Source organism: Desulfovibrio sp. An276 (genome assembly GCF_002159665.1).
Lineage (GTDB): Bacteria > Desulfobacterota > Desulfovibrionia > Desulfovibrionales > Desulfovibrionaceae > Desulfovibrio > Desulfovibrio faecigallinarum.
The window spans coordinates 26,126-52,758 of record NZ_NFJC01000002.1 but is presented as its reverse complement, the minus strand read 5'-3'; the positions used below and the strand labels follow the sequence as shown (position 1 = coordinate 52,758).

Sequence of the window (26,633 nt, the reverse complement as noted above, 5' to 3'; positions counted from 1 at the left end):
CTCCCGCCTATCCTGCTTTTGTCTCTTCCCTGTGCGCAAGACCTCTTTCAAGTGCTGCTGCCAGAGCCTCACCCTGGTCACCACCGCCGCCCATGCGCACAAGCTCCCCATGCAGGTCAGCCCCGTGCAGCGGCGCGCACAAGGTGTAGGTCTTGCCCTCGCGCACTACCTTGGAGATCTGGAAATGCCTGCCGGCCCTGACCGCAATCTGCGGCCAGTGGGTGATGAGCAGCATCTGTCTTCTGCCTGCCAGAAGATCCAGCCTTTCGGCCAGATGGTTCAGGGTCACGCCGCCAACACCGCTGTCCACCTCGTCGAAGATAAAGGTCGCGTTGCGGGCAGGGTGCACCACACCTGCCAGTGCCAGCAAAAAGCGCGAGAGCTCGCCGCCAGAAGCAATGTGGTCCAGAGGCTGGGCAGGCTGGCCCGGGTTCGGGGCCCAGAGAATGCGCACCGTCTCGTCCTCCACGCCCTCCCAAAGCTTCTTCGGACGAAAATCCGGAATGACGCGCACGTTCTCGTTGAAACCAAGACCTTTCAGCTCGCCCTCAAGCGCCCTGGCAAAAACCTCGCACGAGGCGTGGCGTATGGGACGTATCCTTTCCACCACATCCTTAAGCTTTTCGACAAGCTCAGCCTCCTGGCGCTTCAGGTTCTTGATGTCCAGCTCGCACACGTCGAGAAAGGAAATCTTCTCCTCAATCTCGTTCTTGAGGTTCAGGATTTCCGGCAAGGATCTGCGCAGCTTGCGCTTCAATTTCGATATCTCGTAGAGTCTTGCCTCCACCTGCTCTATGTCCTCTGGCAGATCGTCCGGCCTTGGCGGATGGCGCAGGGTCGAGGCCAGTTGCTGCAGCTCCTGGTTGAGCGAGGAGAGCGCCTCCGCACTCGGAGCAAGATTCGGATCGAGCTCTGCCATGTGTTCCACAAGCCTGAACAGATCGCCAAAGCCGTCCAGAAGGCCACCCCCAGAGCGCGAGCCGTAGAGCATCCCGAGTGCCGCGTCGTACTCCCTTGTGGACTCCTCCAGCCTGCGCGCCCTTTGCCGTATCTCCTCAAGCTCCTCTTCCTCGCCAGGTTTCGGATCCACCTTGTCTATCTCGGTCTGCTGCATCTCCAGAAGATCGCGCATCTCAAGAAGCCTTGCCCGCCTTTCCTCTATGGCGCGCCTCTTTGCAAGCAGATCCGAAAGCCTGTGTGTGAGCCCGTCGCGCTCGTCCAGCAGATCCTGCCGCTCCATGGTCTGCTCCATGAGCGCGTCCTGGAATCCTGCCTGCAAGAGCTTTTGCTGGCCGTGCTGGCTTGTGTAGGAAATGAGCTGTTCGCGCAAAAACTTCGCATACCCTTGAGGCTTCAGGGAACCGTTGACTGTAAGCCTGCTGCGCCCAGAGGCCAGAAGGTCCCTGCGCAAAATGAGCTCCCCGTCCGGGCACTCCAGCGCTTCGTCGCTCCCCTCGAGACCCTCGGTGTTCAAAGGCTCCTCAAGGCGAAACAAAGCCTCCACATGGGCCCTGTCCGCACCCGCTCGGACCATGTCGCTCTTCAGCCTGTCCCCAAGCAAAAATCCCAGGGCCTTCAAAATAAAGCTCTTGCCTGCGCCCGTCTCGCCAGTGAGCACGTTCATGCCCCTGCCGAATTCGAGCTCCATGTCCTCTATGAGCGCAAGGTTCTTTATGCGCAGATACTCAAGCATAATCACCGTCCAAGTCTTGGATCCAGCATGTCGCGCAGGCTCTCGCCAAGCAGGTTGTAGCCAAGCACAGTGAGCAGTATGGCAAGGCCCGGGAACAGCGAGAGCCAGGGCGCGTCCTCAATGACTGCCTTGCCCTCCATCAGCATGTTCCCCCAGCTCGCCTGGGGCGGCTGCACCCCAAGGCCAAGGAAGCTCAGGCCAGATTCCGTGAGAATGGCTCCGCCTATCCCCAGAATGGCCGTAATGGTCACAGGCGCCAGGGCATTGGGCAATATGTGGCGAAGCAATATGTTCTTCGTTGACACACCCGAAAGCCTGGCAGCGCTCACAAAGTCCCGCTCGCGCAAGGACAGCGTCTCCGCCCGCACAAGGCGCGCTATGCCCATCCACGAGGTGAGTCCTATGACCACCATGATGTTGGTGAGGCTCGGCTCAAGAAAGGCCACCACAGCCAGGATGAGGAAGAACGAGGGAAAGCACAGCATGACGTCCACGCCACGCATGATGATTTCGTCCGCTATGCCGCGAAAGTAGCCGCTCACAAGCCCCAGGGCAGTGCCAATGCTTATGCTTATGCCGACAGCCACAAAGCCCACCCACAGGGAAACCTGGCCCCCGTAGAGCAGGCGCGAGAGCACGTCGCGGCCAAGCCTGTCCGTGCCAAGCGGGTAGGTTGCGCAGGGGGCAAGCAGGATGTCGTCCAGGTGCAGCTCGTTCGGGTCAAAGGGCGCGAGCAGGGGGGCAAAAAGTGCAGCCAGGGACATGCCGAGCACAAGCACAAGGCCCAGAATCAGCATGATGTTGCGGCCAAGCACACGCCCAAGTCTTGTCATGGTCATCGTCCTACCCCCTTGTTCCCGACACAGGTGCAGTACGGATGCGCGGATCCGCAAGACCGTAGCAGAAGTCTGCCAGCACGTTGCCGGCAAGGGTCAGCACGGCACCCAAGACAAGGTTGCCCATGATGAGCGTGTAGTCCCTTGCCATGACAGCCGCGTAGAAAAGCTGCCCAAGGCCGGGCAGGGCAAAGATGGACTCTATGATGACGGACCCGCCTATAAGCCCGGGTACCGAGAGGCCGAGCAGGGTTATGAGCGGAAGCAGGGCGTTGCGCAAACCATGGCGCCACAGGACCACAGATTCCGGCAGGCCCTTGGCTTTGGCAGTCAGCATGTAGTCCTGCTCCATGACCTCGAGCATGCAGGCGCGCATGTAGCGCGACATGCCTGCAAGGCTCCCCAGGGTGTAGACTGCAACCGGCATGGCAAGGTGCTTTGCAATGTCGATGGCCTTTTCCAGGGGGCCCAGCGCCTCAAAGCCGAAGGAGGTGATCCCCGACATGGGAAGCCAGCCAAGCTCTATGCCGAAGAACATCATGAGGATGAGCGCAAGCCAGAAGGAGGGCATGGCAAATCCTATGAAGACCAGCACAGTGAGCACGCGATCCGCGAACGAGTTGCGGCGCACAGCGGAAAAGACGCCCACAGGCACGGCAATGAGCAGGGTCAGCACAAGGGAGGTCACATTCATGCCCACCGTGAGCGGCAGCCTCTCCAGGATCTTGTCCATGACAGGCCTTGCGTCTGCCGACATGGAGATGCCGAAGTCCAGGCGCACGATGCGCGAGAGCCAGTCCAGATACTGGACGTACAATGGCCTGTTGAGCCCGTAGAGCTCCTCAAGGCGCTTGCGCGCTGCCTCGCCTGCCAGGGGATTGAGCGTGGTCTCCATGTCCGTGGGCGATCCCGGAGCCAGGTGTATGACCAGAAAGCTTATGATGGTAATGCCCCAGAGAACCAGGAGCATCCACACAAGCTTTCGTGTCAGACGCACCCAGAGCTCCCTGCGCCTGCCTGTCTTCCCTGCCATGGCGGACTACTCGTTCCTGAACGTCCAGGAGTGGATGTTTGCAACTTCCTTCGCCCAGGCCTCTTCGTCCAGCCTGATCTCCAGGAAACTCTTGTACAAACAGTCCAGGAGGCGGACACCTGTCTCCATGAGGAAGATCTTCTCAAGGAACACTGCGTCCGGATCGTCGTCCTCCTCGGGCTTTTCCACCTTGGGCGTCTTCATGGAGCCCATGGCAAAGCTTTCCGCCTTGAGGGTCACGGAGAAGTTCATCTCCTCCTTGCTCATGAGCAGAAGGGCCCTTGTGACCTTCTTGCCTGTGGCAAGGCCCACACGCGCCTCGCGCAGGGGGGAGAGGGCGCCCGAGACTGCTGTTGTCTCGCGCTCCTCGCCCTGGCCGCCCTCGACTGTGATGCGCTGTTCGAGAGAGACCGAAAAGGGGGTGCCATCCGTGTCCGTGAAGGCCTGGGGATTGGAGTCGGAGCGGTACCACAGCCAGGTCAGAAATTCCTGTCCCAGAATGTTGTCCGGAGTATTTTCGTCAAAGCTCATTGTCTATCCTTGATATAAGCGAAAACAAAACTTTAGGCGAAAACTGTCGCCTCTATGCGGTCAATGGTCTCCACCTGCCCCTCGCCCATGAGCTGGATCGCGAGGGCACTGGGCGTGAGCTGCTGCAGGTGCAGCTGGAAGGTGTCCAAAAAGAGCTGCATGAAGAGCTCAATGACCTTGTTCTGCACCGACGCAAGCCAGACCTCGTTTTTGCGTATGCTCCAGACCACGTTGATTTCCGCAGGCACAGGCAAAAAGCGCTGGCGCAACCTCAGGGTAACCTGTTCCTTGATCTCCTTCTTGCGCTCCTTGGAGATATAGGTCTTGCCCTGGGCAAGGTTGGCGAGCTTTTCCTTCTTGAGCGCCAGGGTCACGTGCTTGCGGATGACGCCTGCCGGAATGCGGCGTGTGTCTATGCGCAGGGTAAAGGCCAGGTACTCGCCCTTGTGGGGAGAGGCCGTCACCCACTGAGTGTCAAGGTAGTCGTCGAAGCAGGTCCACCCCTTTGCCTCCATTTCGGGCAGCTCGTCTATGTCGAGAAGAGCCCCCTTCTTGAGCAGATCCGGGATGTCGGCCCACAGCTGCTCGGGCACGGGGTCGACAATGGAAAAGCGGGTAAAGCTGCTGGATGCGTTCAGAAAACCCATGGTAACTCCGAATGGTAGCTCCAAGTTGATGTGAAAGAAGAAGCCATGTTTACCGTTTTAGGTCCCTCTCTGGCAAGCCCCGAGAGGATGCTGGCACCATGATTGTAACACAAGCTAACATCTTGTCTTTTTGAGGAAAACATCCTGTCACCTCTTCTTGGAAAGGCCTGTCGGCGGCCACAGTCGGGACCCGGAAAAAAGAGCGTGAACAGGCCCTTGAGGGGCATTGGCAATGCATTTTTGGAAAATTGCCAGAAGAGGGAGAAAGGAGTATTTTTCTGCGAATCAGACAATTTCGCACAATTTCGGGCAGAACAGGAGCCCTGACAGGAGGTCGCCATGAGCCCTGATACACGGTTGAGCCACACTTTCGGCTTCGGCATGATGCGCTTGCCAAGAAAGGACGAGGCAATAGACATCGAAACGACCAAGGCTCTGGTCGATGCCTTCCTTGCGGCAGGCTTCACCTATTTTGATACGGCCTGGTCCTATCCGGGCAGCGAGGAGGCAGTTGGCGAGGCCCTGGTCAAACGTCACCCAAGATCGTCCTTTCAGCTTGCCACAAAGGTCGCGGCCTGGCGCGTGAAGAGCGCAGAAGAGGCAAGGGCCCAGCTTGCCACCTCGCTTGAGAGGACAGGTGCCGGCTTCTTCGACTACTATCTTCTGCACAATCTTGGCGAACACAGAACCAAAGCCTACGACGACTTCGGAATCTGGGACTTTGCGCAGGAAAAGAAGCGTGAGGGCCTTGTCCGCAACGTGGGCTTTTCCTTCCATTCCATCCCGGAGGAGCTGGAAGCACTTTTAAACGCCCATCCGGAAGTGGATTTTGTGCAGCTGCAGCTGAACTACGCGGACTGGGAGAATCCGGTGGTCCAGTCCCGTGGCTGCCACGAGGTCGCCCGCAGGCACGGCAAGCCCATCATTGTCATGGAGCCTGTCAAGGGCGGCATGCTTGCCAATCCGCCGGCATCCGTAATGGATATTTTCGAGGCAGCTGTTCCCAACCGTTCCGCAGCCTGCTGGGCACTGCGCTTTGCTGCGCATCTGGACGGTGTCATGGTGGTGCTTTCGGGCATGAGCACCATGGAGCAGGTGCACGACAACATAGCCTGCATGCAATCCTTTGCCGGATTTGGCAGGGAGGAGGAACAGGCCATAGAAAAGGCCCAAGAAGCCCTTGCGCGCATTCCGGTCATCCCCTGTACGTCCTGCAACTACTGCGCCGAGGTCTGTCCAGGAGATATCGGCATTTCCGGCTCCTTCACGGCCATGAACTATCTTACCATGTACGGCAACATGGCAGCAGCCAGGCATCAGGAAAACTGGCTTGTGACCATGCATCAGCGCAAGCGAGCCGACGAATGTCTGCAGTGCGGTGCCTGCGAGGAAGTCTGTCCGCAGCACATCCACATTCGCGATGAGCTGAAGAGGGTCTGCGCGACCTTCGGCATCAATGGAGAAGGGTAGGACTCTATTTTGCAAAAAAGCCGAGAATGGTTGCCAACCTGGCCAGGACATCTTCCATAATGGCAGGGGGGACACTTTCCAAACGTCTGCCGTGCCGTGCTTTCATGTCTAAAGCACGGGGCTGATCACAGCGTATCACCCCTGTAGTACGAGTGCCACATCCATCAAGTGATACGGCGAATCCTGCGGTGCGGGCAAAGTTTCCACCGCTGGTGATTGGCAAAACAATGGGAACCTGTGTGTATGCGTTGAACTCCCCGAGAGACACAATCAGCACCGGGCGAGTTCCTTGCTGTTCATGTCCGGCAGTAGGATCCAGGCTCACAAGATAGATGTCACCGCGCTGCATCAGACAAGCTCCTTACCCATGGCACTTGAGCTGGTCCATGCGGCATCGTCATCAGATAATGGTGCGGAAGCATCGCATTGGGCCAGCAATTCCTGCAGGCTGTACTTCTTCTTTGGGCTCGGCTCAATAATCAGTCGCCCGGACTCCACGACCATGCTGACTCTCGCCCCTGATTCCATTTGCAGGAGGTTCAGAATTGCGGGAGGAACAGCCAGCATCGTCGAACCACCGACCTTTCTCAAAGTACTTGTATACATAGTGATCCTCCAAAAGTTATATTTATATATAACTAAGTTTTCCAAGATAGCAAGAGGATTGTGCGATCCAGGGAGTATTCGATCAGTTCTGTGCGGCTTCTATCTCAAGGACAACATCGCTCGGAACGTCCTTGCACCATGGGAGCACAGCGGGATAGGGCGGCTGACTCTCATCCCCGGGGCACCTCCTAACAGACTCCGTCGTTGCCATGGGCTCACAGTGGCGCAAGCCGATACTGTCCATGATTCCCATGGATAATGATACGATGCCATGGGAGCTCACAAAGACCATGGCGTATGATTGGACATGAACAGACACGCGGGCAGTCATGAAATCCTCTCTCACAAGCCCGTTATCTAAATGTCCCATAATGGTAATTATGTTAAGTTAATTCTGTCTGCGCCTGGAAGGGTGTCTCCCCCATACTGCCCCGCCAGCCACCGACACACGGGATTTCCCAATGAGATATTGTGTAAGATATCACGCCATGGGACATTATGAGCACGCCGCAAGACTCTCATTACGTTGACGTATCCGGCATCACCAACGACCAGGCTGTTGTGCTGAGGCAAAGTCTCTTTCTGCAGCATCAAGTGCCTTGCCCTTCCCCGTCCGACCTGTCTCTCTCAATTCTCTTCCAGGACATTGCCTCTTGGTTGCACTTCTTCCAGGACAAGTCAGGGGCACCCTCTACCCAGAGGACGCCCCTGTTCGCTCAATGGTTCTTGCCTGTATGGCATTCCATCCCAACCATGAGCAATTGTTGAATATTTGTGGTATGTATCGGTAAGACTTCTGCCAAGCCTACAGATCTATTCCTGTTCGATTATGTATGATTTCAGGATCTTGCCGTAGTAGCAATAATGGTAGTCGCAGTTTGCCATGGGATTGGAGCTGTCCACATGCTCGGGATACATGGCCTTTTTGATCTCCTCGGGCACGGCATTCTTGTCGAGCAACTGCCTGTAGAGCACCTTGCACTCCAGGGTCAGGGGCAGTTCCGCGATGCCGGGAGCCTGCACAAGATCGGATTCCACAAGTGTCAGGCCGAGGTCCTTTACCTTGTCCGTATTGCGCCCGCTCTTTGCCCCGCAATAGGCAGTGATCTTCTTCACATTTGCATCACCAAAGGGAACATTCAATGTGAAATCGCCGGATGCATCGAGCATCTGCCTTGTGAAGCGCCCTTCCCTTATGTAGATCATCATCATGGGCATGGACCACATGGTGCCCAGAGTACCCCAGCCAATGGTCATGCAATTGACCTTGTCGCCGTTTTTTGTGGTTACAAGGACACCTCTGGGGATGGCAGCGGTGATCTCGTTGGCGTAGTCGGTGACAATGATTTCTCTTTTCATTGTTTTTCTCCAATGATTTCCTGGAACTAGTCGATATGATAGACCCTGTTTTCCTTGCGCTCGGGGGTCTTGGGAAGGTCACCCGCGGGATATCCCAGGATGCAGTGGCCGATGCCCTCGTATTCCTCGTCGATGCCCAGATCCTTCAGAAGCTTCTTGCCCTCCTCGGACTCGAACTCCTCCTTTGCCCTGTGTATCCAGCAGCTGCCGATGCCAAGGGAGTGGGCGGCCAGCATGAGATTGCCCATGACAAGGCTTCCATCGTAGACGCGGTTGGGGCGATCGGCAACCTTTGCAAGCACAATGAGCACGACAGGCGCGCCATAGAAGGGATCGAAGTCCTCCTTCCAGCCGCCAATCCTGCAGTTCATGGCAGACAGACGATCACGCACTTCCTTGTTGGTCACTGCAATGATGATGGTGGACTGATTGCCCCTGGCGCTGGCGGCATAGGTCCCTGCCCGGATAATCTCGTCGATTATCTCCTGGGGGACCATGTCGGGCTTGTAGCTGCGGATACTCCGCCTGGATACCATGGCCTCTATGATATCGTTCTTCTCCATGAGTTTCCTCCGTGTGTGTCCGGGCCCGGGGCCCGGAGCAGTCTTGCAAAAGTACCCAATAGATAGCAACTCTGATGCGTCTGGCAAGGCCGGCTACCATGCGCACGGATATCCGCACTTGTGCACAGTCTTGCGCTGTGCAAATATGCCCGGCCATGGAACCGTCCACGCTTGGGACTGCTTTGGACGGAAAACGATACGGAGGCAGGCACATGGATCACGAGGACAAGATGCGGCAGATAGACAGGGAAGCCAAAGCTTCCGGACTTGCGGCTCTTGCCATCATCCTCTTCTGGATAGTGGCGGGATTCGGGGTCAGCCGTCTGGATATTACCGTCTTCCACTTCCCCCTGTGGGCCATCACGGGCTGCATCGGCACCTGGCTTTTTGCCATAGCTCTTTCCGTGTGGCTTGTCGCGCGCGTTTTCAGGAACTTCGACTGGGAAAAACCCGGGCAGCAAAGGGACGGCGCGTCTTCCCAATCCTGCAACAGAGTGGAGGACAGGAATCATGAATGAGTTTCTTGTGCTCCTTCCCGTGCTACTCTTCATGGCAGCCATGCTGCTCATTAGCGCCTTTTTGCGCAGGGCTGCGGACCTTGGCCGCGCCGGGAGCAGCAGCGGCTGGCTTGGCGAGTACTTCATAGGCTCGCGCAGCCTGGGCGGCTTTGTCCTTGCCATGACCACTGTGGCCACCTACAGCTCTGTCAGCAGCTTTGTGGGCGGTCCCGGGCAGGCCTGGGAGATAGGCTTTGGCTGGATCTACATGTCCGTGGTGCAGGTGACGATGCTCATCCTGCTTTTGGGCATACTCGGCAAGAAGCTTGCCGTGGCAGCCAGGAAGATCAACGCAGTGACTATCATCGACATCATACGCCACCGCTACCAGTCCGATCTTCTGGCGACCCTTTCGGCCATCATTATAGTGATATTCATGTGCGCGACCATGGTTGCGCAATTCGTGGGTGGCGCGAAGCTCTTCGAGGCTGTGACAGGACTTCCCTACCTGGCTGGCCTCGCCATCTTCGGGCTTGCGGTCGTTGTCTACACCACTGTGGGCGGCTTTCGCGGCGTGGCTGTCACGGACGCAGTGTGTGCCGTCTTCATGCTCATCGGCATGGTGGTCCTTCTGGCAGGCCTTTTGCACAACGGGGGCGGCTTTGCCGCCATCATGGAGAGGATCTCGAGCCACAGCCCCCAGCTGCTCGACCCCCTTTCCGCAGGCAACATGCCCGTGAGTCTCTACATTTCCCAGTGGGTGCTGGTGGGCCTGTGCGTCATTGCCCTGCCACAGTCCGCTGTGCGCTGCCTAAGCTACGAGAGCACAAGGGCGCTGCATAGGGCCATGATTATAGGAACAGTAGTTATCGGCGCCATGAACATCGGCATGAACCTCATTGGCGTGCTCGCTGCCGGTGTTCTCACAGGGGATCTTTCGGAATACGGCAACAGCATAGACAACATTATCCCCATCCTCATTGCCTCCATGTCCCCGGCTGTGGCAGGTTTTTGCATCATAGGCCCCATTGCGGCCACCATATCCACCATATCTTCCCTGCTTCTGGCAGCCTCCTCGTCCATTGTGAAGGACATCTACTTGCACGAAAAGGCACAACGCAGGGAAGAAGTGTCCACGCGCAGGGTCACCTGTATCAGCCAGGGCTTTACCCTGGCTCTGGGGCTTTTCAGCTTCCTTGTCTCCGTTGATCCGCCGAGTGTCATCTGGAAGATCAACATGTTTGCCTTCGGCGGCCTTGAAAGCGCCTTTTTGTGGATTTTTCTGCTGGGCATGTTCTGGAAGAAGGCGAACAGAAGCGGAGCCATCTGGGCCATTCTCGGAGGCACCCTCTCCTACTGTCTTGCCATGGCCCTTGGCATACGGCCCCTTGACCTGCACCCCATAGTCATAGGCATAGCCTTCTCCCTTGCCTTTTTCCTTCTTGGTACGCACTTTGGAAGGCCTGTGGAAAGGGAGGTTCTCGCCTGCTACTTTGCCTGTGGAGAAAGAAAGGAAAGCTGATGGCGACCCTTGCCGGGGAGCATCATTTGTGCAAAGGAATGGCTCACAACCACAAGCAAAGGACACAAGAATATGAATTGTCGTCTTGCCACCATGGCAGACTATCCCCATATCCGCGCCATCTACGCCCAGTACATGGCAACACCCATCACCTTCGAATACACCCTGCCCTCCGAAGAGGAGTATGCGGCAAGGCTCGCGTCCATCCAGAAGGAAAATCCCTGCCTTGTGAGCACGGACAACGGCAGGGTCACTGGCTTTTGCTATGCCCACTGCCCCTGGGAGCGCAGGGCCTACCAGTGGAACACGGAGCTCTCCATCTACCTTGACAGGGAGAGTGTGGGCAGGGGAACGGGAACGCGCCTCTACAGCGCAACCCTGGCCCTTTTGCGCCTGCAAAACTATCGCGTGGCCCTGGGCTGCATAACCGTTCCCAACAAGGCAAGCATTGCGCTGCACACAAGGTTCGGGTTCAGGCAGTCGGCGCTGTTTGAACGTGCCGGCTACAAGAACGGCAAATGGCACGACGTTGTCTGGCTGAGCCTCGATCTTTGTGACGACGATGCGGCACCCAAAGCCATTGTGCCGGTACAGAGCCTCAATGGGGACGAAGTAGCCCGCATTCTGAAAGAGGCAAGCGACTGAACGGCAAAATCACACAAGCAAAGGAGAAGCACCATGAAGCTCTACAATATCTGCTTCAGCGCCAGGGGAACCACACAGGCCTGTGCCAGTACCATTGCCTCGGGCATGAACATGGAAACAGTATCCTGCAACTGGCTTGAAAAGCCCTGTACCGAACCCATGGCCATTGCCAGGGAGGACAGACTGCTATTCAGCATGCCTGTGTACGCAGGCTACATTCCCAAACTGTGCGCCAAGATGCTGAAAAACCTGCAGGGCGACGAAACACCTGCTGTCATTGCAGCTGTGTACGGCAACCGCCACTACGACAACGCCCTTTTGCAGATGAAGGACCTTTTGAAGAAGCAGGGCTTCCATGTTGTGGCAGCCGGGGCCTTTGTGGCAGAGCACTCCATCTTCACCAGTGTCGCCAAGGGGCGGCCGGACGAAGAGGACAGAAAGGCCATGGCGGACTTTGGTGTGCAGTGCGCAAGGCTTTTCGGCAAGGACTCCTGTCCAGAGGTCAGGGTTCCCGGGGATCCTGCCTACAACGCGGACATTGCCATCAACCTGCCCTTCAAGCCGGACGCGGACGACACCTGTACGGAGTGCGGCGCCTGCGCGGACATCTGTCCCACTCACGCCATCGAGAAGGAGAACATCCGCGTGACCGCTAGGCCCGAGCTTTGCATCAACTGCGGTGCCTGCATGAAGGTCTGTCCCACGGGAGCACGCGGCTACCACAGCGCCGTATACGAGGGAGCGCGTGCAGGCTTCGAGCAGCGCTGCGCGGCATACCGCACGCCTGAAACCTTCTTCCCCGGCTAAGCCTGCACCATTACAATTTCCCGAAGGCCCTTCGGGGCCTTTTTTTGTGCCCGGGCAGTATTGCCGCCATCTGTTCAGGAAACATTTCACAAGTTCTCTGCTATACAATACCCGAGCTGTTCCATGGCGAGCGCAAGGGAACATATTCGGGGAAACAGGCATGTATGCGCCAGAAAAACAATTGAAAAAGAAATTCAATTTTGTCATACTATAAATTTTGCCACATTTTTTCCCAATGGCACGAAAAAGGTAAAAAAGCGTACCTGAAAGCCCAGGCGAAAGGGAACTGTTTCCAGTATTCCTCAATGTGTATCGTGTGTTACAGGCAAGAGAAATTTTTGCCCACTGGAGAGGTCGATTTTCAAACTGTTTAGTTAAATCGAACAATTCTTCTTTTTTATCGAATAGACAAAATAATTGCAGGTAGCTTAACAAAATATTCACAAATGCAAGCCGATCAGGGCAACAGTCGGCACAACCGGGCAAGACCCAGGCCACGGAAAAAAGGTTTTCACGGGAAGCGGACAGCCGCGATACCCTCTTTCCGGGCAATAGTCACTGAGGGCACAAAAAAAGCCCCAACAGGAAACTCTCATGGCTGCAACACAAGCAAAGGCAACCCCTGCAAAGAAGAGCTTCAACGCTCCCATGTACTATCTGCATACGGCAATCTGTCTGTTCATCATGTTCGCATTCGGCCAGCTGCCGCCTCTGGAACCGCTCACGCCCCTTGGCATGAATCTCATCGGCATCTTCTTTGGCGTACTCTATGGCTGGATCTTCATAGAGATCGTGTGGCCTTCCCTTGCCGGCCTTCTGGCCCTCATGCTCATAGGTGGCTACAAGCCAATGATGCTGCTGAACAAGAGCTTTGGTGACCCTGTCGTGCAGATGATGTTCTTCATCTTCGTATTCTGCGCGACCATCAGCCACTATGGACTTTCCAGATTCATCTCCCTGTGGTTCATCACCCGCAACTTCGTAAAGGGACGCCCCTGGATCTTCACCCTCACCTTCCTGGGCTCCATCTTCCTGCTCGGCGGCCTGACCTCGGCCTCGCCTGCTGCCATCATCGGCTGGAGCATCCTCTACGGCGTGTGCGAACTGTGCGGCTACAAGAAGGGTGACGGCTATCCGACCATGATGGTCTTCGGCATTGTCTTTGCGGCCCAAGTCGGCATGTCCATCATTCCCTTCAAGCAGGTGCCCCTGACCGTCTTCTCCGCCTACGAAACCATGGCCGGCGTGGGCATCGACTATGGCAAGTACATGGTCATTGCCATCCTGGTCTGCATCCTTGCTGCAATCTTCTTCGTGCTCATGAGTCGCTACATCTTCCGCCCCGACATGTCCAGGCTGGTAGATCTTGATGTCAACAAGCTTGACACCGAAGGCTCCCTTGTTCTCAACAAGACTCAGAAGGTCATCCTGTTCTTCCTCATCCTCCTCGTCGCCCTGCTTCTCGCACCCAACTTCCTGCCGAAGGACTTCTTTGTGACCAGATTCCTGAAGGCAATAGGCAATACCGGTATCGTTGTCCTGCTTGTCACCATCATGGCAGCCATCAAGGTGGACGGCAAGGCCCTGCTCAACTTCAAGATCATGGTCGACTCCGGCGTGACCTGGGGCATCGTGCTTCTGCTCGCCCTGGTCCAGCCCCTTTCCGGTGCCATGGCAAGGCCAGAGAGCGGTATTACGCCCTTCCTCATGCAGGTGCTTGATCCGCTGATCTCCGGCGGCAGCCCGCTCTTCTTCGCCCTCTTCATCGGCTTTGCGGCCATGGCGCTCACCCAGGTCATGAATAACGGTGCGGTTGGTGTCGCCTTCATGCCCATTTTGAACAGTTACTGCCAGGCCACCGGTGTTCCGCCGGAAATTCCGCTCATAATGATCGTCATGAACGTGCACTACGCCTTCCTGACGCCCGCAGCCTCTGCCAGCGCGGCCCTGCTCCACGGCAACGACTGGTCCGACACGAAGAATATCTGGAAGACGGCCCCCCTTGTCCTGCTCATGATTTACGCAGTGACTGCTGTCGTGACGGTTCTTCTCGGCAACATCCTCTTCTAGAGTCCATTCGTACGGCAAGGAAACTTGCCACCACTCCTCTCGCAAAAGCGTGAGACTACCTCGAAAAAGGGGCAAATCCTTGTGGATTTGCCCCTTTTTTAGCGGTGTTTGCTTTAAGCTTCCCGCAAGATCCTGCTCCAGCCGGTCGAGGGAGTTGCAGCAAGACGCAAAAAATGCTCGCGCAAAACTCGCATGAGCGCCCTTGCCTGCGGGGAAAGAAACTTGTTCTTGCGCACGAGTATGCCGTAGAGAACGTTTGGCAGAAGATGATCCAAGGTACAGGTCGCAACGTCACTCCAGGCAGTGCCATAGGCCGCGGCCCTGAAGCAGAGCTCATCCACAATGCCCACGCCAAGACCCGCGCGCACAAGATGCAGCATGAGGTGATAGTTGTTGATGGTTGCCGCGATCCTGTTCTGAAACCGTCTGGCCCTGCTGTGCAGACCGAAACTTGGGTCGCCGTCATCCGCGTCAAAGACAATGTAGGAAAGCCCCTGCAAATCCTCCTCTGTGGGCACTGGCGGAAGGGAGGAAGCATCGCTTTTGCGCAAGACAAGAAGGGGGCGCGCCTTGAGCAGGATGTCGAAATCGCCCTCTCCGGGAAGAACGGTCAGGCCGGTGAGGCCAAAATCGAAATGCGATTCCCTGACACCCTTGACTACGGCTGTGTGGTGCTGACGCTCGACGCGCACATGGACGTCGGGGTTGTCCGCGAGGAAGCGGGTTATGGCCGGAGCAGCCAGGACTGCCACGGGCAGGGAGGCGCCAAGAACTATCTTGCCCTGCAAATGCTCATCCGACGTTCCCGCTGAGGAGCGCATGCCCTGCAGGGTCTCGAAGATGGTGATAGCCCAGTCCAGAAGCCTTTTGCCATCGCCTGTGATGATGAGACTCTTCTTGTACCTGTCAAAGAGCACAGTACCGAGATCGTTTTCCAGGCATTTGAGCTGATAGCTTATGGTCGAAGGGGTCTTGTCGAGTATTTCTGCCGCCTTGCGCACACTCCCGCTCTTTGCGATGTAGTAGAAGCAGCAGCAGCACAGCCACTGCAGAAAGTCACCACTCAGTTCCGGTATCATGTCTGCCCCCTCCTGCTTCGGGCACGTCTTCCATGACATCCAGGGGCTTTTGCGCAAGGCGCAGGAAGTGCTCGCGTATGACATCCATGAGCGCCTTGGCCTGAGGGGTAAGGTATTTGTGCCTGCGTGTGAGGATGCCGTAAAGCACGTTGGGCAGGAGATGATCCAGGGGATAGCAGGTAATGGTGCTCCAGTCCGAACCAAAGATGGTGGCCCTGTAGCACAGTGCGTCCATGATGCCCACACCAAGGCCTGCGCGCACAAACTGCATGACAAGATGGTAGTTGTTCAGCGATATGGCAACGTTCTTCTGAAACTGTCTGGCTGTCGTGTGCAGGGGGCGGTACACCTGACTTGTATCATCGGGCTCAAAGACAGCATAGGGAAGGCGCTCCAGATCCTCGGCTGTGGGCACAGGCGGCAGATTCCAGGTGTTGTCCCTGCGCATGACAAGAAGAGGCCTTGCCTTCAGGAAGATGTCGAACTTGTCGAGCTTGGGCAGGGTGGTGAGGCCAGTGAGGCCGAAATCGTAGCGCGATTCCTTCACACCCTTGATGACACCTATGTTGAGATGGCGCTCAAGGCGCACGTTGACCGCGGGGTGCTCCTTCAGGAAGGCAGATATGGCAGGAGCTGCCAGGACAGCCACGGGTAGCGTCGCGCCAAAGACTATATCTCCCTGAAGCTGGCCGTTCGAGGAGCCCACTGCCGAGCGCATGCTCTGCAATGTTTCGAAGGTGGAAATGGTCCAGCCAAGGAGTTTCTTGCCCTCGCCCGTGATGATGAGACTCTTCTTGTAGCGATCGAAGAGCACGGTGCCGAGCTCTTCCTCCAGGGACTTGAGCTGGTAGCTGATGGTCGAGGGATTCCTGTGCATGAGTTCGGCAGCCTTGCGCACGCTCCCTGTCTTGGCAACATAATAAAAACCGCGCAGCCACTGCAGAAAGTCACCGTTGAGCTCGGGTATCATGGCGTCTCTCCTGTTTTGCTATTGTTTGATGTATTCAAACAATAGTCCATTTTTATTGATTTGACAATACAGCGTCTTTTGCATGAAGTTTTTTTCACAAGGTGCCGGACCAGTCGTTGCCCACGCTCCGGCACATCTGTCCGCTGACGCAATCTGACTTTTTTCGAAGGACTGCATATGAAGACAAGCAAACACCCTCTCGGTACACTGGTAGAAACTGACGTACTGGTCATTGGTGCCGGCGCTTCCGGCTGTGGTGCGGCTCTTGGCGCCCGCGATCAGGGCCTTGATGTCGTGATCATGGACAAGGGAAAGCTGGAAAGCTGTGGTGCCATCGGCGGTGGCAACGACCACTACATGGCTGTCCTGGACGAACCCGGCGCACCCTTTGACACTGTTGACGATCTCATCAAATTCTACGCCAAGCCGCTCAACGGCTATACCCCCACCATGCTGCGCGAGGGCTGGTACAACCACATGCGCTACTTCCTGGACAAGCTCGGCAAGGCCGGAGTGGGCTTCAGCAAGAAGGCAGACGGTACCTATCTGCGCACCCAGGGCTTCGGTCAGCCCGGCCACTGGTGGATACACATTTCCAACGGCATGACCATCAAGCGCGCCATGGCCCGCGTTGTTCGCGCTGCCGGCGTTGAAAGCCTTGACTACACCATGGCTGTCAAGATCCTTGTGGACGACGGCAAGGCATGTGGTGCCCTTGGCTGGAACGTGCGCACAGGCGAATTCGTCATCGTCAAGGCAAAGTGCGTTGTTTCTGCCCAGGGTCGTTCCGCCACCCGCAGCACGGACAACAGCACCCACAACCCCTTCAACGTGTGGCAGTACCCCTACAACACCTCCGGTGGCCTGGTTCTGGGCTACGACGCTGGCGCGGCTGTCACCGAACTCGACACCTACCAGCGCGCTACCATGCTGCCCAAGGGCTACGGCTGTCCCGGCATGAACGGTATCAACAGCTCTGGTGCCCACGAAATCAATGCCCTTGGCGAGCGCTTCATGGGCAAATACGACCCCATGATGGAAAACGGCGTGCGCAACAACCAGATCCAGGGCACCTTCCAGGAACAGATGGAGGGGTCCGGCCCGCCATTCTACATGGACATGCGCCATGTTGACGAAGACGTGGTCCACGAGCTGCAGTACGTGCTCATGCCAGGCGACAAGGCCACCTTCAACGACTGGGCCGAATGCACAGGCACGGACTTCCAGCACAAGCTTCTGGAAGTGGAAATCGGCGAACTCATCTTCGGCGGCGCCATTGCCGTGAACGATCAGTTCGAGACCTCGGTTCCCAACCTCTTCTGCGGATCCGTCTTCCTCTACTGCTCCGGCGCCATGTGCGGCGGCTACGAGGCCGGCCGTCAGGCAGGCATGCGCGCACAGGGCATCACGGGCTTTGGCAAGGTCAACGAGGAACTCGCTGCCAGGGTGAAGGAAGAAATCTTCGCTCCCATGCGCGTGGATCCTGCCGAAGGCGTCAAGTACCAGGAAATCGAGCAGGCCGTGCGCAACGTCATGTGCTACTACATGGGCTTTCGCCGCAGCATGGCCGGCATGGCCCGAGCCCTTGAAAAGATCCAGTTCCTCAACTCCCAGAGCAGCAGGCTGCACGCCGAGACTTTGCGCGAACTCATGCGCTGCCACGAGGCCCACGAAATCCTCACGGTGAGCGAACTTGCCATCCAGGCAACCATGGAGCGCAAGGAAACCGGCAGATGCGTGTACAAGCTGCGCGACTATCCGGAGCTCAATCCGGAAATGGCAAAGCCCCTGCTTGTCATTCGCACGGAGAACGGTCCCCGCTTCCAGTGGGGCAAGGCTCCGCTTCTGTAGGACCTTGCGTGCAGTGATGGATTAGTTTTTCAAGGAGTGTAATCATGCCCCCCAGATATAGCCGCGAAATCACCAGACCCGTGGTGCTCGGTCCCAAGCTGAAAGAGCAGTTCCGCACCTCTCCCTGCGAGCACGCCTGTCCCATCGGCAACAGCATCCAGAAGGTGCACAGCCTGATTGAAAAGGGCGAATTCACGGAAGCCTTGCGCTACCTGCGCGCCAAAAACCCCTTCCCCGGCATCACCGGCCGCGTGTGCCCGCATTTTTGCATGGACGTGTGCAACAGGAAGGAGAAGGACAGTGCCTTGAACATCCGCGCCCTTGAGCGCGCAGCAGAGGCTTTTGCCGAAAAGAGCACCTGTCTTTTCAAAAACCTCCCCGCTACCGGCAAGAAGGTGGCAGTCATTGGCGGCGGCCCTGCCGGCCTTGCCTCTGCCTACTACCTCGCCCTGCTCGGCCATGAGGTGGTCATCTACGAGGCCAATCCCATGCTCGGCGGCGTTGCCCGCTATGGTGTGCCGAACTTCCGCCTGCCCAGGGATGTGGTGGACCGCGAGGTAGGCCTTGTGCTTGAGGCCGGCGTGCGTGCCCGCGTGAACACAAAGGTTGGCGTGGACATCACCATGGAGGAAATCGAGCAGCGCTACGACGCCATCATCCTAGCTACCGGTGTTCCCGCAGAAAACAGCCTGCCCATTTCCAATGCCGACAAGGCCGTAAAGGCCGTGGAATTTTTGCGCGAGGCTGCCCTTGGCCTCAACACAGGCAAGATTGGCAAGAAGGTCGTTGTCATGGGCGGTGGCGGCGTAGGCTTCGACTGCGCCTTTACTGCAAAGCGCCTGGGTGCCGAGGAAGTGCACGTTATCTGCCTTGAGAAGGAAGGCGAGATGCGCGCTCCCGAGGACGACCTTGTCCTGGCAGCAAAGGAAGGTGTCCAGATCCACAATTCCTGCACCATGCAGGCCATACAGTGTAAGGGCTCGAAGGTCAGCGCTGTCGAGTACTTCGAAGTGAAGGAATGCAGCTTCGACGAGGCAGGCAAGCTCCACCTCGAAAAGAAGGAAAACGGCGACCACACACTTTCCTGTGACACGGTCATCTTTGCCGTGGGCATGAAGACCGACCTCTCCTTCCTTGGCGACAGGAAGGTTGCCGTGACTCCCCGCAACTGGATCGTGGTGGACGAAAGCCAGAAGACCAGCCTCGAAAAGACCTTTGCCGCAGGCGACGTATCCGCAGGCCCCTCCTCCTTTGCCAGGGCAATCGGCGACGGCCGCAAGGCTGCCTTTGCAGCCCATGAGATGCTGACCGGCACCCACTCCCGCGTCTACGCCCTGAACAAAAACAACGAGATCTCGGCCTGTGACGCCATGGGCTCCGACAAGGATCCCTACATTGTCCAGTACGAGGATATCTACGGCAGCGATCAGTACGAGACCGCCGCTCAGGAGCAGGAAGCACTCAATGCCTGCGCCAAGGCCTTCTCGGAACTCAACCTGGGCTTTGACAGGGAACAGGCCATGAGGGAAGCGGCCCGCTGCATGCACTGCGGCCACTGCAAGGCCTGCGGCACCTGTGTGGACGACTGCCCGGGCTTTGTGCTTGAGCTCAAGCCCTATGCGGAAGGCCAGGAAGGTATCGAAAGCCGTCTTGGCAAGCATCCGGGCGAGCGTCCCGAAGTGTGCCACGGCGAGGAATGCTGGCATTGCGCAAACTGCCGCACCAGCTGCCCCTGCGGTGCCATAGGCTTCAGCTTTCCGCTCTTCATGCAGGTCTAACCAAAAAAAATCAGGCGCACCAAAGCATACCCGGGCCGCCAACAGGCCGGCAGCCCGGGGCAGCGCCAAAAACTCACACCAAAGCGTTCAGGGAAATACCCTGCCTCCAAACATCGCGTCCTCCACTGGACCCCTGCCGGCAATGCAAAAAAAAGCTTTGCCGGCAGGGGGTCAGGCAACACATGTCCAAAAAACCGGGCAGGGCCAGGGAAAAGGCGCTTGTGGGGCAGGTTCCCGATGCAACCCAGGGAGAAAAAAGGCATGCGTTCCAAATTCTTCAGAAAACTTTCCTGCCTCTTCCTTGCCGCAGGCATCTGTCTCGCCTGTGCGCAGCCTTCCGAGGCCATAGAGTTCAAGGCCAAGGGCGTCTGGCTCGCCAGCTTCCAGTATGGTCAACATGGCAATTTTTCCGGCAAGGGCACAGGCTATGATCCGAGTGAAGACGAATTCGAGGCCAGGTCCCGCGTTCGTATCATCCTTGATGCCGTTGCCAGCGAAAACCTTTCCGGCCAGGTCTACTTCGAAATAGGCAAGGCCATCTGGGGCAAGGCCACAAACGGACAAAACGGCATGGCCCTTGGCGGTGACCAGAACATCGTCAAGGTGAAACGCGCCTACATCGACTGGATGGTGCCCAACACGGCCCTCAAGCTGCGCATGGGCCTGCAGGGCATTGGTCTGCCCTACATGGCCATGGACGGCCCGACTGTCTTCCAGTCCGACGTGGCAGCCATCACGGCCAGCTACACCTTCAATCCCAACGTCTCCGTGACCGCCTTCTGGGCCAGACCCTACAACGACAACTTCACCGGTGAAGGAACCTCCAGCCCCTACGCCAACTACATGGACAACATGGATATGGCAGGTCTTGTCATTCCCCTGCGCTTTGACGGTTTCCGCCTGACTCCCTGGGGCATGTTTGCAGCCATCGGTCCCAACGTCTACAGAAATGACAAGGGATATTTCGAAGCAGGGATCAATGGCGTGAACGGCCACTACACCCGTTCCGGTCTGCTTCCCCTAGCCGCCGACAAAGTCAGCAATACGAAGGGCCTGAGCCTTGACAAATATGCCACTGCCTGGTGGGGCGGCCTGAGCGGCGAAATCACCTACTGGGATCCCTTCCGCGTGGCATGGGACTTCATGTACGGTTCCGTCAACTATGAGGACAGCTCCCTGGACCGTCAGGGCTGGCTGGGCGCCCTGCTCCTCGAGTACAAGCTCGACTGGGTGACACTCGGCCTCTACGGCTGGTATGCCTCCGGTGACGACGACAACATGGGCAACGGTTCCGAGCGCCTGCCCACCATCAGCAACGACTACGGTGTGGCGAGCTTCTCCGGCACCTTCATCGGTCCCGACATCAACGGCCTTGAACGTGACCGTATCATAGGCAACAACCTCAACGGTACCTGGGGCGTGGGCTTCAGGCTGAAGAACATGTCCTTCCTGGAAGACCTCAAGCACACCTTCCACATCAGCCTCATGGGCGGTACCAACGATCCCGGTATTCTTGAGGAGTACGAACACAGGTTCGGCGCCCCGATGCTGCCGCACAAGACCGGTGCCCAGGGCACCAATGTGGTCGGCCGCGAAAACATGTACCTCACCACCCGCGACTACGCCATGGAAGTGGGTCTGCTCAACCAGTACCAGATCTACGAGAATTTCTCTGTGAACGTGGAGGCAAGCTACGTTGCCATGTGGCTCGACAAGTCCGACGACGTGTGGGGTCATGCCCTGGAAGGTCAGGAAATCAACGACGCCTGGAACGTAAGCGTGCTCTTCATCTACTCCTTCTAATACTGTCTCAATGCAGTCATGACGGGTTTCCTCAAGGTCCCCCTTGCCCGAGAGGGAACCGGTCAGTCCGGGGGGCATGGTCTTCGTGTACACGCAAGGGCCATGTCCCTTTTTTTCAAACCATGAGGAGAACTCCAACGATGATCGAGAGAATAGATGCCGACAAGTGCGTGGGTTGCGGAACCTGCGTTTCCCACTGTCCCCTCGACACACTGCGCCTCGACGAAAACGGCAAGGCCTACATCGCCTACGGCGACGATTGCATGACCTGTTACATCTGTGAGCGCCTGTGTCCCTCCGGCGCCATCTTCGTTCATCCCTTCAGGGAAGAACTTCCCCCCGTCTTTCCCAACATTCCCAGAGCTCTTGGCGGAGGTGCCCAATGAAGACCACAAGCTGCGATGTCCTCATTCTTGGTGGCGGTTCCGCAGGCCTGTGGGCTGCCTACAGCTGCGCGCAAAAGAATCCCGAAGCGAAGATAGTCATAGTGGACAAGGGCCCAAAAGACTGGGGCGGCCTCATGACCATGGCCGGCGGCGACTTCGAGGCTGTGCTTGATCCCGACACCGTGGATGAGTGGATACAGGACTTTGTCTACTACTTTGACGGTTTGTGCGACCAGAAGCTCATGGAGGAGATCCTCACGCGCTCCCGCGATCGTCTCGAAGACTATGAGCGCTTCGGCTGCGAGTTCTTCAAAATGGAGGACGGATCGCGCAAGTTCGTGCGCCAGCGCGGCCTCGATCACGTGAAGCTCTACCCTGCCCAGCTTAAAGGTCGCGGCGGCGAGCTCATGGTGAAGAACCTTGTAAAGCAGCTCGAGAAGATGAAGGTGCAGCGCATGGGCCGCATTCTGCTCGGCGCCTTCCTGCGTCAGGGAGATCGCGTCTGCGGCGCCCTTGGCTTCGACTGCATCACGGGCGAAAGGCACCGCTTTGATGCCAAGGTAGTCATTGCCGCCACAGGCATGGGTGGCTGGAAGACCTCCTACGGCAAGAACACCCCCACAGGCGAGACCATGATGATGGCCTACGAGGCAGGCGCGCATCTGCAGAACATGGAATTTGCCAGGGTGTGGAACATGCCCCGCCTGTTCGGCTGGGAAGGCCAGACAGTGCTCATGCCCCTTGGTGCACGCTTTGTGAACGGCAGGGGCGAGCCCATCATGGACCGCTACTCGCCAGTGCTTGGCGCAAACACGGACCCCCACTACACGACCATTGCCATGGCCATGGAAGTGCGTGAGGGCCGCGGTCCCATCACCTTTGATCTGAGCAACATCAAGGACGAGAATCTCATTTTGCTGCGCCCGCAAAACGGCTGGCAGAAACTCAACTACGACAAGCTCTCAGCCCTGGGTCTGGATCTCTTCCACGATTCCACCGAATGGGTGCCGCAGATGACCGTGGCCTACGGCGGCATCCGCGCGGACGCCCGCGGCAACACCGCAGTCCCCGGCCTTCTGGCTGCAGGCACTGCCAGGTCAACCGAGCCCGGCGTCTATGCAGGCGGCTTTGCCCTCATGACCACCTCTGTGCTGGGCTACATGGCTGGAGAAAACGCAGCAGAGCTTCTGGCTGACACCCCTGCCCCCACACCCGACACGGATGTGGAAGCCGAGTTCGAGCGCATGTTCGCTCCCCTTGGCAAGAGCGGTTTGCACTTCAAGGAAGTGCTGCGCCACATCCAGTCCGTGGTCTTCCCCTACGATGTGTCCATCATCAAGACCGAGGAGAGTCTTGAGCGCGCAAGAAGGGAACTCGTGAGCATCATCGAGAACGAAGTGCCTGCCATGGCTGCCGAGGATCCGCACTATCTGCTCAAGGTCCTGGAGACCCGCGCAATTGCCTTTGTGAGCCTCATGTACGTGAAGGCCTCCCTAGAGCGCAGGGAAACGCGCGCGGGGCACTTCCGCGAGGACTATCCCACGAGGAACGAGAACGAGCTCGCCTGGCTGTGCCTGAAGAAGGGAGAGGGCATGGAGCCCGACTTCTACCGCGTGCGCGTGCCTCTCGAAGAGTACAGGTTCCCGGTCACCCGCTACTATCAGGACAACTTCACCTTCGGAAAGCAATAGAAAATAACATGGGCCTGTACCGAGGCCTCATTCTGACGGACAGGGAGGGGATCGCATTCCGTGTGCGATTCCCTCCCTTTTTTTGCCTCTTGCCTTGCCGGGGCATGAGTGGCAAGGTTTTGCTGTTCCGCCTGCCAAACGACGGCAGACGGGCTTCAGGCAGGCATTTTGGACGGATCGAAAGACAGGAAGGTTCTCTCATGTGGAAGGTCTATGCCCTGCTGGCCGCGGTCTTTGCGGCGCTCACAGCCATCTTCTCCAAAATCGGCGTCAGGGATATCGACTCGAACCTTGCCACGGCCATACGGGTGAGCTTCATTCTTGTCCTCACCTGGGGCATTGTGCTTGCAAGCGGCGCTGTCAAGGGAATCCGCGCAATAGGCAGCCACAGTCTGCTCTTTCTCTTCCTCTCGGCCATGGCTACCGGGCTTTCCTGGCTCTTCTACTTCAAGGCTCTACAGTTGGGAGATGTTTCCAAGGTTGCTCCCATAGACAAACTGAGCGTTGCCATTACCATCTTCCTGTCCATCCTCTTCCTCGGGGAACCTGCCAGCGCCAAAACCATCATTGGCGGACTGGTGATAACGCTGGGCTCCCTGATACTGCTGCTGTGACAAACAGGCGGGCAATTGCCCCAAAAACTGTGGAAGAAGCGATTTTCTATGGTGCCGAGGCTCTGAGCCCGGTTCTTCGCCACTATGCGAAACAGGGAAAAGACATCCCCGAGCCCTGTTCCCTGGAAGAGGCCAGAGAAAGAATCAGGGCAAGGCGCAAGCTGATGGATCTTCCCTTTCCCGAAGACACTCTCTTCCAGTGCATAGTCGCACCTGACCAGGGTATGGCGAGAAAGAACATCTCCAGTCCCGGGCAACGGAGACAGACCGCAGAGCAAAACCGGCAGGCTTGTCCAGGAGCGTCTGCAACGCTGCCACCTGCCAGGACCTCGAGTACAACAAAGGAAGAAGAAATCTTGCAGACAGGGCGCAATGAAACACATGTTGGAGGCGCCACAAACCTCCTCCGCAGGCTTTGCGGCGGATTCTACACGCTTGAAGCACTGAACGCTTACGGCTGGCCGGTTGTGAGTCAGTATCAGACAACCGCAGAGGAATCGGCGCAAGCGTTTGACTGTTTTGTATCCGAGTTCCGGGCATACCTTGACAAACACAAAAAATAAGATAAATTTATAGGATACAAGATCCTGTCAAAAAAAACAAGTATTACTTTGGGAAGCAGTGTGCTATCTAGTCTTTGAGAAGCTACTTGCTTAAAGCCAGAGCGTTCTATGTTATTATAATTCTCCCATTAAGGGAGAATTATTCTTGCTAAATTTTATTTATAGGCGCTCTTAATAATATATTTCTTATGAGGTGGCACAATGGAAAAGGCATTGGCTATCGCTAATTTCTTTATTACATTAGGAGTTGAACGAGAATGTCCTCCTACTCAAATGAAATTGCAAAAACTTGTTTATTTTGCGCATGGTTGGCATCTTGGCTTATATGATCAACCACTCATTGAAGAAACTTTTCAGGCATGGAAGTATGGTCCAGTAATTCCATCTTTATATCTTAAATTCCGTGATTATGGCACGTTTCCTATCAAGCAGGTTGGCACTATTGCTGCTTTAACTGCAGATATGAAAATTACCCATCTTATCCCGCCAATAAAAAATTTTCAAAACTTGAAGCCTTTTTTGACAAAAATTCAAGATGTATATGGTAAGTGGAATGGAACACAATTGTCCGCTCTTACACATCAACCAGATACGCCTTGGTCACAAGTACGAAAAGATTATCCTGAAGATACTAAAAATATTCCAATTCCCAATGACCTCTTAAGAGATTATTTCAAGAGGAAAGCCAATGAATCTTGATCAAATTAAAGATTCTCTTCCTCACAATGTCATTAGCTTTACAAAAATATATGATGACAAAAATACCGAAGAAGTAACAAAGGATCATGAAAATAACCCATCACCTCAAAATAACGGTGACGACACATTAAAACTTGAGGATGTTCGAGATCGACAATTAAATAGAGAACATAGAACAACATATGCTAAATATATTTTTATATTTGTAATAATTTATTTTTCTATTTTAATAATATTGAGTTTAATGCAAGGATTCTCTGTCAGTATATATGGACATATATTTCATTTATCCGATCATATATTTATAGCACTGATTTCATTAGGTGCTGTTAATGTAATAGGACTAATTGCAATAATATTAAAATATCTCTTTCCGTCAAAATAGTTTCCCCAAATAACTAAGAACCCCGTGGCTGTGAACAATGAACCACGGGGCTAATCAGAAGGAGCAGGATTGAATACCCTCCTGCAAGAACACAAGAGCACACGCCCAAATCAATTTCAAGCCCCTGCACCACACTGGCACAGGGGCTTTTGCTTTACCTGAACTTCCCAAGAATCAGTAACTACCGGCAAAGCCGGTGGTTACTGATTCTTTGCCGGTTTTTGTTCGCCCTATTTCTTCAGTTCGGCAAACAGCTCGTCAAGGTCATCATAGCCCCTGACGGAAGGGTCCTTCTCAATCCTTTCCGCCTCCCGCATGGCGGCAACAGTTTCCCTGTTGGGCTGCTCCCTGCAATCCGGTTGTCCGCAGGAAGGGCATCCGCCCCTGTCACGCGAGGAAGAGGAAGACGCACAAGACGGGCAGGAAGAACAGCCGCAGCAGCCCCCTGCCTTTCTGCGGCGCACAATGCGCACAAAAGCCCAGATGGTGTAGGCAGCAAGCGCTGCGACAAGACACAATGTTGCGACGTTCATAT

The 26,633-nt window shown here is 56.3% G+C and carries 27 protein-coding genes; 14 read left to right on the top strand and 13 right to left on the bottom strand.

Going from position 1 to position 26,633, the window contains the following annotated elements; genetic code table 11:
• Positions 1–7 precede the first annotated feature (7 nt).
• The 5 genes from B5F76_RS02260 to B5F76_RS02240 are packed head-to-tail and all read right to left on the bottom strand — an operon-like array spanning position 8 to position 4,740.
• Positions 8–1,693 carry a DNA repair protein RecN gene (locus tag B5F76_RS02260; protein ID WP_087350425.1) on the bottom strand — a complete coding sequence of 562 codons (1,686 nt, stop codon included), beginning with the start codon at positions 1,691–1,693 and terminating at the stop codon, positions 8–10.
• A 2-nt stretch (positions 1,694–1,695) separates the two neighbouring features.
• On the bottom strand, positions 1,696–2,526 hold the full coding sequence (locus tag B5F76_RS02255) for an ABC transporter permease (protein ID WP_087350703.1): 831 nt from the start codon (positions 2,524–2,526) through the stop codon (positions 1,696–1,698).
• Between the two features lie 10 nt (positions 2,527–2,536).
• Positions 2,537–3,562, bottom strand: a complete 1,026-nt coding sequence (locus B5F76_RS02250) for an ABC transporter permease (protein ID WP_087350422.1) — start codon at positions 3,560–3,562, stop codon at positions 2,537–2,539.
• 6 nt (positions 3,563–3,568) lie between these two features.
• Entirely contained in the window at positions 3,569–4,093 is a 525-nt protein-coding gene (locus B5F76_RS02245; protein ID WP_087350419.1) for a hypothetical protein, read from the bottom strand.
• Between the two features lie 32 nt (positions 4,094–4,125).
• A complete protein-coding gene (locus B5F76_RS02240) occupies positions 4,126–4,740 on the bottom strand; it encodes a recombination-associated protein RdgC (protein ID WP_087350416.1) in 615 nt (204 codons plus the stop codon).
• A gap of 339 nt (positions 4,741–5,079) precedes the next feature.
• Here B5F76_RS02240 and B5F76_RS02235 point away from each other — a divergent pair, with 339 nt between their 5' ends.
• Positions 5,080–6,210: an aldo/keto reductase gene (locus B5F76_RS02235; RefSeq protein ID WP_087350414.1), complete on the top strand. Its 1,131-nt coding sequence runs from the start codon at positions 5,080–5,082 to the stop codon at positions 6,208–6,210.
• A gap of 4 nt (positions 6,211–6,214) precedes the next feature.
• Here the strand turns inward: B5F76_RS02235 and B5F76_RS02230 are convergent, their stop codons facing one another.
• From B5F76_RS02230 to B5F76_RS02210, 5 genes are all read right to left on the bottom strand, one after another.
• Positions 6,215–6,559: a type II toxin-antitoxin system PemK/MazF family toxin gene (locus B5F76_RS02230; RefSeq protein WP_087350410.1), complete on the bottom strand. Its 345-nt coding sequence runs from the start codon at positions 6,557–6,559 to the stop codon at positions 6,215–6,217.
• Positions 6,559–6,816, bottom strand: a complete 258-nt coding sequence (locus B5F76_RS02225) for an AbrB/MazE/SpoVT family DNA-binding domain-containing protein (RefSeq protein ID WP_087350407.1) — start codon at positions 6,814–6,816, stop codon at positions 6,559–6,561. The genes B5F76_RS02230 and B5F76_RS02225 overlap by 1 nt, the downstream gene beginning before the upstream one ends.
• Before the next feature lie 82 nt (positions 6,817–6,898).
• Positions 6,899–7,186 (bottom strand): hypothetical protein, encoded by a 288-nt coding sequence (locus tag B5F76_RS14730; RefSeq protein ID WP_087350404.1) that lies wholly within the window; start codon positions 7,184–7,186, stop codon positions 6,899–6,901.
• A gap of 443 nt (positions 7,187–7,629) precedes the next feature.
• Positions 7,630–8,175, bottom strand: a complete 546-nt coding sequence (locus B5F76_RS02215) for a flavin reductase family protein (RefSeq protein ID WP_087350399.1) — start codon at positions 8,173–8,175, stop codon at positions 7,630–7,632.
• Between the two features lie 26 nt (positions 8,176–8,201).
• On the bottom strand, positions 8,202–8,738 hold the full coding sequence (locus B5F76_RS02210; protein WP_087350396.1) for a nitroreductase: 537 nt from the start codon (positions 8,736–8,738) through the stop codon (positions 8,202–8,204).
• 212 nt (positions 8,739–8,950) lie between these two features.
• Here B5F76_RS02210 and B5F76_RS02205 point away from each other — a divergent pair, with 212 nt between their 5' ends.
• The 5 genes from B5F76_RS02205 (at position 8,951) to B5F76_RS02185 (ending at position 14,279) form a co-directional block, all read left to right on the top strand.
• Positions 8,951–9,256, top strand: a complete 306-nt coding sequence (locus B5F76_RS02205) for a YhdT family protein (RefSeq protein ID WP_087350700.1) — start codon at positions 8,951–8,953, stop codon at positions 9,254–9,256.
• Positions 9,249–10,757, top strand: a complete 1,509-nt coding sequence (gene panF / locus B5F76_RS02200) for a sodium/pantothenate symporter (protein WP_204218295.1) — start codon at positions 9,249–9,251, stop codon at positions 10,755–10,757. Before B5F76_RS02205 ends, panF begins: the two co-directional genes overlap by 8 nt.
• Before the next feature lie 72 nt (positions 10,758–10,829).
• On the top strand, positions 10,830–11,402 hold the full coding sequence (locus tag B5F76_RS02195) for a GNAT family N-acetyltransferase (RefSeq protein ID WP_144268365.1): 573 nt from the start codon (positions 10,830–10,832) through the stop codon (positions 11,400–11,402).
• 33 nt (positions 11,403–11,435) lie between these two features.
• A complete protein-coding gene (locus B5F76_RS02190; RefSeq protein ID WP_087350390.1) occupies positions 11,436–12,209 on the top strand; it encodes a 4Fe-4S binding protein in 774 nt (257 codons plus the stop codon).
• A 594-nt stretch (positions 12,210–12,803) separates the two neighbouring features.
• The gene (locus B5F76_RS02185) at positions 12,804–14,279 is read left to right on the top strand and encodes an SLC13 family permease (protein ID WP_087350386.1); all 1,476 of its coding nucleotides are present in this window, start codon (positions 12,804–12,806) and stop codon (positions 14,277–14,279) included.
• A 113-nt stretch (positions 14,280–14,392) separates the two neighbouring features.
• Here the strand turns inward: B5F76_RS02185 and B5F76_RS02180 are convergent, their stop codons facing one another.
• Both B5F76_RS02180 and B5F76_RS02175 read right to left on the bottom strand, forming a co-directional pair.
• Positions 14,393–15,358, bottom strand: coding sequence for a LysR family transcriptional regulator (locus B5F76_RS02180; protein WP_162608630.1), 966 nt, complete (start codon positions 15,356–15,358; stop codon positions 14,393–14,395).
• The gene (locus tag B5F76_RS02175) at positions 15,336–16,328 is read right to left on the bottom strand and encodes a LysR family transcriptional regulator (protein ID WP_087350380.1); all 993 of its coding nucleotides are present in this window, start codon (positions 16,326–16,328) and stop codon (positions 15,336–15,338) included. Before B5F76_RS02175 ends, B5F76_RS02180 begins: the two co-directional genes overlap by 23 nt.
• A gap of 177 nt (positions 16,329–16,505) precedes the next feature.
• Between B5F76_RS02175 and B5F76_RS02170 the strand changes: the two genes are divergently transcribed.
• From B5F76_RS02170 to B5F76_RS02125, 8 genes are all read left to right on the top strand, one after another.
• Positions 16,506–18,179, top strand: coding sequence for an FAD-binding protein (locus B5F76_RS02170; RefSeq protein ID WP_087350378.1), 1,674 nt, complete (start codon positions 16,506–16,508; stop codon positions 18,177–18,179).
• 44 nt (positions 18,180–18,223) lie between these two features.
• Positions 18,224–19,957, top strand: coding sequence for an FAD-dependent oxidoreductase (locus B5F76_RS02165; RefSeq protein ID WP_087350374.1), 1,734 nt, complete (start codon positions 18,224–18,226; stop codon positions 19,955–19,957).
• 261 nt (positions 19,958–20,218) lie between these two features.
• A complete protein-coding gene (locus B5F76_RS02155) occupies positions 20,219–21,760 on the top strand; it encodes an outer membrane homotrimeric porin (protein ID WP_087350368.1) in 1,542 nt (513 codons plus the stop codon).
• Positions 21,761–21,900: 140 nt separating this feature from the next.
• Positions 21,901–22,146, top strand: a complete 246-nt coding sequence (locus tag B5F76_RS02150; protein ID WP_162608629.1) for a 4Fe-4S dicluster domain-containing protein — start codon at positions 21,901–21,903, stop codon at positions 22,144–22,146.
• Positions 22,143–23,837: an FAD-dependent oxidoreductase gene (locus B5F76_RS02145; protein ID WP_087350362.1), complete on the top strand. Its 1,695-nt coding sequence runs from the start codon at positions 22,143–22,145 to the stop codon at positions 23,835–23,837. The genes B5F76_RS02150 and B5F76_RS02145 overlap by 4 nt, the downstream gene beginning before the upstream one ends.
• 104 nt (positions 23,838–23,941) lie before the next feature.
• Complete coding sequence (locus B5F76_RS02140) at positions 23,942–24,451, top strand: EamA family transporter (protein WP_239406925.1); 510 nt, start codon at positions 23,942–23,944, stop codon at positions 24,449–24,451.
• 764 nt (positions 24,452–25,215) lie between these two features.
• The gene (locus B5F76_RS02130; protein ID WP_087350355.1) at positions 25,216–25,713 is read left to right on the top strand and encodes a Panacea domain-containing protein; all 498 of its coding nucleotides are present in this window, start codon (positions 25,216–25,218) and stop codon (positions 25,711–25,713) included.
• Positions 25,703–26,098 (top strand): hypothetical protein, encoded by a 396-nt coding sequence (locus B5F76_RS02125; RefSeq protein WP_087350352.1) that lies wholly within the window; start codon positions 25,703–25,705, stop codon positions 26,096–26,098. Before B5F76_RS02130 ends, B5F76_RS02125 begins: the two co-directional genes overlap by 11 nt.
• A 230-nt stretch (positions 26,099–26,328) precedes the next feature.
• Here the strand turns inward: B5F76_RS02125 and B5F76_RS15055 are convergent, their stop codons facing one another.
• On the bottom strand, positions 26,329–26,631 hold the full coding sequence (locus B5F76_RS15055) for a FeoB-associated Cys-rich membrane protein (RefSeq protein WP_087350349.1): 303 nt from the start codon (positions 26,629–26,631) through the stop codon (positions 26,329–26,331).
• Positions 26,632–26,633 lie beyond the last annotated feature (2 nt).